Annotated in this window: 8 protein-coding genes; 7 read left to right on the forward strand and 1 reads right to left on the reverse strand. The window is 65.1% G+C overall.

Going from position 1 to position 9,847, the window contains the following annotated elements:
* From ACIQ42_RS10950 to ACIQ42_RS10975, 6 genes are all read left to right on the forward strand, one after another.
* On the forward strand, window positions 1–519 hold a 519-nt coding region (locus ACIQ42_RS10950), incomplete at its 5' end, for an enoyl-CoA hydratase-related protein (protein WP_397422229.1).
* A gap of 173 nt (window positions 520–692) precedes the next feature.
* Window positions 693–1,154, forward strand: a complete 462-nt coding sequence (locus ACIQ42_RS10955; RefSeq protein WP_397422230.1) for a DUF805 domain-containing protein — start codon at window positions 693–695, stop codon at window positions 1,152–1,154.
* Between the two features lie 102 nt (window positions 1,155–1,256).
* A complete protein-coding gene (locus ACIQ42_RS10960; protein WP_397422231.1) occupies window positions 1,257–2,276 on the forward strand; it encodes a DUF3667 domain-containing protein in 1,020 nt (339 codons plus the stop codon).
* An 85-nt stretch (window positions 2,277–2,361) separates the two neighbouring features.
* Window positions 2,362–4,026, forward strand: coding sequence for a choline dehydrogenase (locus ACIQ42_RS10965; RefSeq protein ID WP_397422232.1), 1,665 nt, complete (start codon window positions 2,362–2,364; stop codon window positions 4,024–4,026).
* 141 nt (window positions 4,027–4,167) lie between these two features.
* On the forward strand, window positions 4,168–4,605 hold the full coding sequence (locus ACIQ42_RS10970; protein WP_397422233.1) for a DUF2141 domain-containing protein: 438 nt from the start codon (window positions 4,168–4,170) through the stop codon (window positions 4,603–4,605).
* Window positions 4,606–4,619: 14 nt separating this feature from the next.
* Window positions 4,620–6,095: a carotenoid oxygenase family protein gene (locus ACIQ42_RS10975; protein WP_397422234.1), complete on the forward strand. Its 1,476-nt coding sequence runs from the start codon at window positions 4,620–4,622 to the stop codon at window positions 6,093–6,095.
* On the opposite strand, the gene ACIQ42_RS10980 is transcribed toward ACIQ42_RS10975, so the two are convergent.
* Window positions 6,064–8,955, reverse strand: coding sequence for a M16 family metallopeptidase (locus ACIQ42_RS10980; protein ID WP_397422235.1), 2,892 nt, complete (start codon window positions 8,953–8,955; stop codon window positions 6,064–6,066). The genes ACIQ42_RS10975 and ACIQ42_RS10980 overlap by 32 nt on opposite strands.
* 240 nt (window positions 8,956–9,195) lie before the next feature.
* Here ACIQ42_RS10980 and ACIQ42_RS10985 point away from each other — a divergent pair, with 240 nt between their 5' ends.
* A complete protein-coding gene (locus tag ACIQ42_RS10985) occupies window positions 9,196–9,786 on the forward strand; it encodes a rhomboid family intramembrane serine protease (RefSeq protein ID WP_397422236.1) in 591 nt (196 codons plus the stop codon).
* Window positions 9,787–9,847 lie beyond the last annotated feature (61 nt).

Below are 9,847 nucleotides of genomic sequence, written 5' to 3' on the forward strand. Positions count from 1 at the left end.
TCGCGCTATGACCTGACCAAGCCTCTCATCGCGGCGGTGAACGGCGTGGCCATGGGCGGCGGGTTCGAGATCGCGCTGGCTTGCGACATTATAATTGCGTCGGACAAGGCGGTTTTTGCGCTGCCGGAGCCGCGGGTGGGATTGGCGGCGCTGGCCGGGGGCCTGCATCGCTTGCCGCGCGCCATTGGCGTGAAGCGGGCGATGTCGATGATCCTGACAGCTCGGCGGGTATCGGCGGCTGAAGGCAAGGAGCTTGGCTTCGTCGCCGAGGTGACCAGCGCAGAAGACCTTATGCGAGTGGCGAACGAGTGGGCCAAGGGGATCTGCGAACTGGGGCCGATGTCGATCCGGGCGTCGAAGGAAGCCGTCTATCGCGGGCTGGATGAGCCCAGTCTGGAAGCGGCCATCAAGGGCCAGAACCGCTATCCGGCGGTGGCGGCGCTGTTCACCTCCGAGGATTTCGTGGAAGGCCCGCTGGCGTTCTCGCAGAAGCGCGCCCCGGCGTGGAAGGGGCGCTGACGGCGGCTTTCGCGCAGACCGGTCGATATTCTATCATACACGCTTGACGTGTTGAGAACGAAAAGTGATCATCGCAGCTGAAGGCCTTAGACCTGAAGCGCGGGCCGGTACTCCCGGCGAATGCGCCTCACTCGTTTGCGGTCGGGTCAAGTCGCAAGCTGTGGGGGATCAGGTTGGAAAGGTATCGTCCGTATTTCTCTTTCGCTGGCCGTACAAACCGGCAGCCGTACTGGCTGACCGCGCTGGCGCTCGTTCCTGCTTACCTCGTGGCGGTTCTCCTGGCGGTCTTCATACCCGTCCTGGGCCCACTGGTGGCGGGAATTCTGGTCATCGGCGCCATATGGGTCAGTACGGCGAATCTGGTCCGCCGCCTGCACGACCGGGGCAAGGGCGCATGGTGGCTCGTCCCGATGTATTTGCCCGTGTTTGTTCTTTCTCTTCTGGCCCTGGCCGCCGAAGGAGCTGGCGAGGCCGATGCCGCGGCAGGGTTGAACGCCTTGACCTTGCCCTTCTCGATCTGGGTCTTTGTAGAACTCGGGTGCCTGCGGGGCACGCCTGGCCCCAACAGATTTGGTCTCGATCCCCTCAATCCCCTCGATCCCTTCGATCCCTCCCAGGCTGAGGTGTTCGACTAGCAGCAACCTTGTGGGAATGCGGCGACCCCGGCACAGTGCCGAGCACACTCATTTGGGGCGACCATGGATCTGGACGCAGTCGGCGGGGCCGCGACAGGGGGTTTGATCGCGTCGGCGATTGAGAAACCTTCCGGCGTGGCTGGCGCGCACCAAATCCCATGCGCCGACTGCGGGACGAAGACAGTTGGGCGCTTCTGTCACAACTGCGGCAATCCCAGCCATGTGCACCGGACGTTGCTGCACCTGGGCGAAGAACTGCTGCACGGGGTCATGCACTTCGACAGCCGCGCCTGGCGGACCTTGCCGCTGCTGGTATTCCGGCCGGGAAAACTTACCCGTGCCTGGGTGATGGGCAAGCGGGCGCGATATGTGTCGCCGCTGGCGTTGTTTTTGTTCACGATATTCGTGATGTTTATGGCGCTGAGCTATGCGCCCGCGCCGAAGCAGGCGGTGCTTGAGCGCAGAGACTTTACCGCTGCGGAAATCGCGAAACTGAGAACTGATGTCGCCAAGGCGCGCGCGGCCCTTGAGGGGGTAGGTCCGGAACAACGCCCGCTGTTGTACAAAGCCGTGGAGGCGGCCGAGCAGCGCGTGAAAGCGGCTGAAACCGGAAGAACGACCGCCCTCTCGTCACCCGGCAGCGGAGACTGGAAGACGCGGCTCGCCGAAGGGGTCCGCTCGGGCGAATTCACCATCGGCACAGGAAACAAGGCCCTGGATGAGAAGCTGCGTCAAAAGGCCGAAAACCCGGAATTCGCGATCTACAAGCTGCAGCAGACCTTCTACAAATTCTCGTTCCTGCTGGTGCCCATTTCGATCCCGTTCGTCGCGTTGCTGTTCGTCTGGAAGCGGGGGGTGACGCTCTATGACCACGGCGTGTTTGTGCTCTACTCGCTGACCTTCATGTCAGCGCTGATCATGGCAGGAGCGGTCAGCGACCGTTTGGGCTTGCAGACCGGATGGCTGGTCCTGGCGCCGCCGGCGCACATGTTTTTCCAGCTCAGGGGCGCCTATGGGTTGGGATGGTTCTCCGCGCTTTGGCGAACGGTTCTGCTGCAACTGTTCTGTGTGATCGCGCTTGGCCTGTTCATTCTGGCCGTGGTGTGGCTGGGCCTGACATGAAGTTGACGCAGGAGTCACTCTTGCGACGGGCAACCCGTTAGGCCAGTGTCCCGGGCAACTTAACAGCGGTCCGGGACGGTACGACGTGGACAGATTTGACTACATCATCATCGGTGCAGGGTCCGCCGGTTGCGTACTGGCCAACCGGCTGACGGCGGATGGAAGCAAGTCCGTCCTGCTGCTGGAAGCCGGCGTCAAGGATGACGCCCTGATGGTGCGCATGCCGGCCGGTGTCGCCCAGCTGATCCCCGACAAAGGCACCTACAACTGGGGCTTCTGGACCGAGGCCGAACCGCATCTGGAGGATCGCAAGCTGTTCTGGCCGCGCGGTAAAGGCTGGGGCGGATCATCCTCGATCAACGGCATGATCTACATACGTGGCCATGCCCGTGACTATGACCAGTGGCGCCAGATGGGCCTGCAGGGATGGGCCTACAAGGATGTGCTGCCCTACTTCAAACGCTCGGAAGGCTTTGAAGGGGGCGGTGATGCCTGGCACGGCGGCGAGGGGCCGCTGAAGGTCACCAGATCCGCCGATCCAAACCCGATCTACAAGGCCACGATCGAGGCGGGCCGGCAGGCAGGTTACAAGGTGACCGCCGACTTCAATGGCTTCCAGCAGGAAGGGTGGGGCCCCTACCAACACACCATCTCGGGCGGCGAACGCTGGAGCGCGGCGAAGGGCTATCTGCATCCGATCCTGACGCGCGCGAACCTCACCTGCGTCACGGGTGCGCGGACGACCCGGCTGATCCTTGAGGACGGTCGCTGCACAGGCGTGGAATATGCCGATGAGACCACGCGCGAGCGAAAGATCGTTCACGCGAACGCCGAGGTGCTGGTCTGCGCCGGCGCGGTGCAGTCACCGCAGATCCTGCAGCTTTCAGGGATCGGCAATCCGGACGACCTGGAGCCGCACGGCGTGCCGGTTGTCCATACGCTGAAGGGGGTTGGCGCCAATCTGCAGGACCATCTGGATCTGGCGCTTTCATGGGCGTGCCCCAAGCCGATCACCATGTACTCCCAGACCAAAGGCCTGCGCACCCTGCTCATCGGTCTGACCTACATGCTGTTCAAGAAGGGGCCGGGCAGCCGGTTCCCGCTGGAGGCCGGCGCCTTCCTGAAGTCGCGGCCCGATCTCGACCGGCCTGACCTGCAGGTCCACGTGGTGCTGGCCGCGATGCGCAACCACGGCAATCGTGAGGCCGGGCCGGTTCAGCAGGACGGTTTCACCTTCCACATCTGCCAGCTGCGGCCCGAGAGTATCGGTCGGGTGGGGTTGCGGTCGGCGGATCCTTTCGACGATCCCACCATCTTTGCCAACTACCTCGCCGCCGAGGAAGACCGGCGCGCTCTGCGCGAAGGCGTGAAGATGATGCGCCTCGTGGCCGAACAGGCGGCGCTGTCGCCCTTCAACTCGGAGGAACTATTCCCCGGCAAGGCCGTACAGACCGACGCCGAGATCGACACCTGGATTCGGCAGACCGCCGAAACGATCTACCATCCGGTGGGCACTTGCCGCATGGGCGTGGCAGGCGATCCGATGGCCGTGGTGGATGCCGATTGTCGGGTGATGGGGCTGAAGGGCCTGCGGGTCGTGGACGCCTCCGTGATGCCGACCCTGATCGGCGGCAACACAAATGCGCCGACCATGATGATCGCCGAGAAGGTTTCGGACTCGATTCTGGGTAGTCCGTTCCTGGCCGCTGACGAGGCGCCGATCGAAGAAGATGAGGTCAGGGCGGCCTGACGACTGGCGCCGTTCACGCAGCGCGAATGGCTCCGGACGTCATTCGCGCAAGGGATGCGACGATCTGCGTATCGGCGGATGCCGTGGTCGGGGGGCGTAGGGCAGGGTTGGGCATCGCTCATCCACTCCCTGGAGTTCCTTATGAAGTCGCTTCCCCTTTTCCTGGGCCTGGTCCTCGGTGTCTCCACGCTGGCGTCCGGCGTTCGGGCTCAGGACACGGCCAGTCTCAACGTCACCTTCGACGGCATCAAGGCGACGCAGGGCGCCATCATGTTCACCCTCGTGAACAGCGAAGAAGCCTACAACGACAAGGCCAAACCGGTGGCGGCGGTAATGTTGCCGGTGGCTGCGGCCACCGCGACCCGCACGTTTACGGGCCTTGCCCCCGGCCGATATGCCATCAAGGCGTTTCACGATGTGAACGGCGACGGCAAGATGAACGCCAACCCCTTCGGCATCCCCACCGAGCCCTTCGCCTTCTCGAACAACGCCGTGGCCAACATGAGCCCGGCCAGATGGGCGGCGGCCAGCTTTGAGGTGAAGGCCGGCGCCAACGCCCACGCCATCACCATCGATTGAGCAGGAGCGGACCCATGGACAGACGTCACTTCCTTCAGACGCTGACGGGCGCGGCCGCCACGGCGGTGCTGACCCCCGAACTGGCCCAGGCCGCCGCCCAGCTCCGTCAGGGCGCCGTCGCGGGGATCAACTGGCAGGTCGCCTTCAGCGATGTCGACGCCGACCTGCCGCGTGCGCCCCTCAAGCTGGTGCATGGTCGTGCGCCGAAAGACCTCGCCGGCAGCCTCTATCGCAATGGCCCGGGCAAGTTCCATCGGCCCGGCGGCTCGGTGGATCACTGGTTCGACGGCGACGGCCTGATGCGGGCGTTCCGGGTATCGGACGGTGCAGCGACGCTGGAAGCGCGCTTCGTTGATACGCCCAAGCGCCGCGTCGAGGCGGCCGCCAACGCCATGGTCCAGCCCGGCTTCGGAACGGCGGGAAAACCCGGGGCCCAGGTTCGAAACGCCGACGACGCCAACCCGGCCAACATCTCGGTGATGTCGATGGGTGGCGAGCTGTGGGCGCTGTGGGAGGCGGGCTCGCCCGTCGCCATGGACCCGAAGGATCTGTCCACCAAGGGCATGAAAACCCTGCGCGAAGACCTGGTGCATATGCCGTTCCTGGCCCACCCGCGCCGCGATCCCGGCGGCGATGTCTGGAGCCTGGGTCTTTCGGGGACGCAGGCGATTGTCTGGCGCGTCGCCGCCGACGGCGCCCTGAAATCCGCCGACATGGTCAGCCTGCCGATGGCCAGCTACGTCCATGACTTCACCGCGACCAAACGCCACCTGATCGTGATCCTGCAGCCGTGGGTTCAGGACCGGATGGTGATGCCCTATGCCGACAGCTTCACCTGGCGCCCCGAGATGGGGACACAGGTGCTGGTGCTGGACAAGGCCGACCTCACCAAACGTCGCATCTATGAACTGCCGCCCTTCTTCGCCTTCCACTTCGGCTCGGCCTGGGAAGAGGCGGACGGTACCCTGCGGTTCGACGGCTGTTTCACGCCCGACGCCCGGTTTGCCACCACAAACGGCAAGGCGTTCATGAAGGGGACTTTCGAACCCGAACCGGACCCCATTCTGACGCTGGTGACGCTCAGGCCAGATGGCCGCGCGACGCTGGAACCCACCGGGGTAACCGCCGAGTTCCCGCGCGTCGACGGCCGCAGGTCTGGCGATACGCGCCGCTACACGATCCACGCCACGGCCACTGCGCCGAACACCCCGCTGTTCCACGGCGTGGCGACCTACGACTGGAAGGCCGGCAAGTCCAACAGCTACGACTTCGGCGCCAGTCATCTGGTCGAGGAAGCGGTCTTCGTCGCCCGTCCCGGCGGCACGGAAGAGCTGGACGGCTGGCTGCTGGCGCCCTCGGTCAACACCCGGGCCAAGGCGACGGAGCTCCACGTATTCGACGCCCGCCGGATCTCGGCGGGCCCGATCTGCACCTGGCGCTCAGAGCATCCGCTACCGGTCAGTCTGCACGGGGTGTTTGTGAGGGCGTAGGGGTGGCCGGCGCCCCGTTCATCCTCGCTGCCGGCTTGATCTCCACCCGGTAGTCCCGACCCGGCCTGAACCAGGTCTGGGCGGCGCGTTGAACATCGGCGGCGGTGATCCGTTCGGTGCCGGTGATCAGTTGGCGGATTACGTCCAGGCGGCGCGGGTCGGCCTGCGCGCCCGAAAGCTCGCCCAGCCAATAGCCGTTGGTCAGCTGCGCCTTCTGCAAGGCCTCGATCCGCGGTGTCTTGGCTCGGGCCAGCTCGTCGGCTGAGACGCCATCCTCCGCCAGTTTCGCGGCGATCTTCAGCGTGTCATTGAAGAAGCCCTGAAGCTTCTCGGGCGGCACCTCGACGGTGGCGGCGATATAGCCCCAACCGGGCCAGACCAGGCTGTGCTGGGAGCCGACCGAAGGAGAGTAGGTGGCGCCCTGATTTTCGCGGAGTTCGTCGGTCAGGCGCAGGTTCATGATCTCGCGAAGCACGGCGGTGTCGCGGGCGCGCTGGGGGTCGGCCCAGTAGTCGCTGGTGGGCCAGGCGATGTAGCCGACCGCCTGATCGGCGCGGCCCTTGTGGGTCAATTCCACGGCGCTACCGTCGCCCTTCGGGAAGCCGACAGCGCGCTGCGCCGCCGGGACCGGACGCGGCTCGACGCGCCGGGGCAGGGCGGCGAAGGTCGAGGCGGTGGCTGCGATCGCCTGATCCACCGTGATGTCGCCGACGATCACCACATCGACCGGACCCTTCGCCAGATCCTGTGCAATTGCAGCCTGGATATCGCTGACCCGGGCGTCGGCGATGTTCTGGCGGCTGGGGAACGTCCAGCGCCGGTCGCCGGAGTGGATCAGACCCGGCAGGTCCCGGGCCATGACGCCGTCGGTCGTAGATTCGTACTGGTCGTGTGCGGTTCCGTAGGCGGTCTTCACGCGCTGGAATGCCTCATCCCGCCAGGCCGGCTCGCTGACATAGGCGGCCAGGACCTGCAGCTGGGTCGGCAGGTCGCCGGTTCGGGTGCTTCCGGACAGGACCAGGGCGTCGTCCGAAACGCTGAAGCGCGCGCCATACACATTGGCCGCCAGGACGCGTTCCATATCTTCGACGCCAATTTTCTCGAGTCCGCCTTCGATCATGGCACTGGCGGCCCAGAGCGGGCTCTGGCGGTCATTGGGCAGGCCCTTGAGGCCCTGGCCGACATTGACCCGGACAAGTACCTCATCGTCGCGGAAGGCGGTGGGTTTGACGGTGAGGCGGACGCCGTTGGCGAAGCGTACAAAGGTAGTCTTCAGATCCGCAATCTCGCGCCGTTCCACGACCTTGCCGGCGACCCCGAAACTGTCATACGGCCACTTGATGGCGGCGGTCTGGACTTGGGGTAGAACGGCGACCTTCTGGGATGTTGTCAGCGCCGCCAGGACAGCGGCCTCGCCACCCTCTATGGCGGTGGGCGAGGCCATGAACACCAGCGGACCTTGACCCTGAAAGACGGTCTTCAGAACCTCGTTGACCGTGGTGGCTTTCAGGTCCGCCACCGTAGCCTCAAACTCGCTTTGGTCGTCGATTGGCGCCGTGATCACCGCGTGTTCGGAAAGGGAGCCCACCATGTCGTCCGCCAGTTCCGCCTGTCGACGGGTGGCGGCGCCGGCCACTGAAGCCTTCAGACTGGCGCGGATCTCGACGATCTCGCGATCCAGTTCGTCTTGTCGCACACCGTATTGGACAAGACGGCGTTGCTCTCGTTCGACCCCGGCCAGGGCCGCGGCCCAGCGGCCGGGCTCGGCCTGGACGCCGATAATGGCGATGTTGGCGGCATTCTCCTGCTCGAACTGACCGGCCCCGGCGCCAAGGAAGGGCGGGTTCGGACTGCGGGTTATCGCCGAATAGCGACGGTTCAGCACGGCCAGGCCCAGGTTGCGGATCAGGTCGCGGCGGCGAGTCGCCTTGTTGTCGGGGGAAAGGTCCGGCGGGCTGACCCAGACGACCTGCAGGGTCTGGGTGACGCCGGGTTCGATCAACAGCTTCGCCTCGGCGGAGCGTTGGGCCACCGGGCCGTTATCCGGCGCTGGCGCAGGGGGTTTGCGGGCAGACCAGCCACTGAAGGCGGTTCTGATCTTTCCCTCCATGGCGTCGACATCAAAATCGCCCACGGCGACGAAGACGGCCCGTTCCGGTCGATACCATTGATCATAATAATCGCGGATGGCGCTGGCCGGAGCGGTCTTCAGGACCTCGACCTTGCCGATCGGAATGCGGGTGGGCGGGCGTTGGCCCTTGAGCAGGAAGTTGCTGCGGGCGACGTAGACCCGGTAGCCGGGGGTGTCGCGGGAGCGCTCCTCTGACAGTACGACGCCGCGCTCCCGATCAACGGCCGCCGGATCGATGGTCAGGTTGAAGGCGGTTTCCCGAAGGAGCTTCAGAGACGTATCCACGGTCTCGGCGTCGGTGCGCGGAAGATCGAGCATGTAGATGGTTTCGCCGTAGCCCGTGGAGGCATTGGTGTCGGGGCCGAACGCCAGGCCGAGGCGCTCGAGGATCTTGATCATCTCGCCCTCCTTGACCTCCTTTGATCCGTTGAAGGCCATGTGTTCCAGGAAGTGAGCCAGGCCCTGCTGGGCGTCGGTCTCCATACGGGAGCCGGCGTCGAACCAAAGACGGAGCGCCGCCTGGCCGGGGGGAATCGACTGCTTTCGGATCGCATAGCGCATACCGTTGGGCAGGGTCCCGAATCGGATGGCCGGGTCGGCTCGGAGATCCGACGTCGCCTGAGCCCACTGGCCGGATGGCGCGGGCGCCTGGGCTTGAATGGAAGACGGCAGGAAGGCCAGGGTGATAGCAGCGGCGAGGGCGGCGCCTGCGCCGGAGTAGCGGGTCATCAGTGTTGCCTGAATGGGTTCGTGAAACGCCTGCGCACCATTGCGAAGCTCCGTGGCCACAGCAAGGCCAAGCGACAGGTCACTCGCACAGAGCCGCAACACAGCTTACATAGGCGCATAATGACGGCTGTCTTATTCGAAGTTCCCGCTTCTGGCGGATCTCGTCCCGGCGAACCGGATCCCCCGGGCCTGCGACCGGCGCCGGCGCCTGGGCCGCTGGTCAACGCGCCGTGGCCGGTGGTGGCGCTCGTTGTCACCATTGTGCTGGGGTACCTGCTCCAGAGTCGGTTCCCGCTCGAAAGCGTAACCCAATGGCTTGCTTTCTCGCCGGCACTGTTACTGGAGGGGCATCCGGAGCGGATGATCTCCTCGGTATTCGTTCACGGCAACTGGGCGCACGCCTTGATGAACGCCGCCTTCATCCTCGCGTTCGGAGCGCCGGTGGCGCGGTTCTTCGGACCAAATGTAGGTGGCGCGCTGGATTTCTTACTTTTCTACCTGTTCTGCGGGGTGCTGGCCTGCGCGGGGTTTGCGGCCCTTCACTGGGACCAGAATGTCTCTCTGATCGGGGCGTCAGGTGCTGCGTCGGGCCTGATGGGCGGTGCCGCGCGGCTGATCGGGGGCAATGGACGGGTCGGGCCGATCTTCTCCCGCGCGGTCACAGGGATGGGTCTGGGCTGGTTGATCGTCAACATAATCATGGCGTTTGCCGGGGGGCTGCTGGTTCCGGGGGGAGGGTCGGCCGCCGTAGGCTGGGAGGCGCATCTCACCGGGTTCGTGGTGGGCGTCCTGCTGATCGGACCGTTTGGTTGGGTAGCTCAACGTCGCTAGAGGATCGGCCCAATCACGCGCGAGTGACTGCCGTGCGCATTGTGTCCGCTCTGAAACTGAG

It is taken from the genome of Phenylobacterium sp., from assembly GCF_044372605.1.
GTDB lineage: Bacteria > Pseudomonadota > Alphaproteobacteria > Caulobacterales > Caulobacteraceae > Phenylobacterium.